Genomic DNA, 545 nt, shown 5'->3' with positions numbered 1-545 from the left:
TTTTTTTTTTCAAGCAGAAGACGGCATACGAGATCTAGTACGGTCTCGTGGGCTCGGTATACCAACGGCATCAATAAATCACGCATCTATTGAATGACATTTGTATGACTCGTGCACTCATTAAAATTTGGATAATCATTTTTCTATTGGCTTTGCTGTAATGTCGCTAAGCGTTTCTCTGTATTCTTTCTGCCCTGCTCAATATGGCGTCGCATTAGTAAACTGGCTAACTCACCATCTCGCTGGGCAATCGCCTCGACAATGCGCCGATGGTCAGCCAAGGCCTTGGTCGGCCGGTTGATGTTGGTGCATTGATAACGATACATTCTCAGTAGGTGATAAAGACCACCAATCAAGGTTTCTTGAAGGTGTTTACTCCTACTGGCCTGAATGATTCGATAGTGAAAATCCACATCGCCCTCTTTTTGAAAGAAAGTATCCCCAGCCGCTAATGCCTGCTCTTGTTTGACGAGCAGTGCCTCTAACTGTGCGAGTTCCTCTTGATTGATATGTTGTGCCGCAAGCTCACAGGCCATGCCTTCTAA

The 545-nt window shown here is 45.3% G+C and carries 1 protein-coding gene; it reads right to left on the bottom strand.

Annotated features, from left to right (window positions below; genetic code table 11):
* Nucleotides 1-143: 143 nt before the first annotated feature.
* On the bottom strand, nt 144-545 hold a 402-nt coding region (locus K5Q92_RS23950), incomplete at its 5' end, for a GntR family transcriptional regulator (protein WP_220771271.1).

The organism is Shewanella sp. MBTL60-007 (assembly GCF_019654915.1).
Classification (GTDB): Bacteria; Pseudomonadota; Gammaproteobacteria; order Enterobacterales; family Shewanellaceae; genus Shewanella.
The sequence above is the reverse complement of the archived record's forward strand: the minus strand, read 5'-3'. Positions and strand labels throughout refer to the sequence as shown.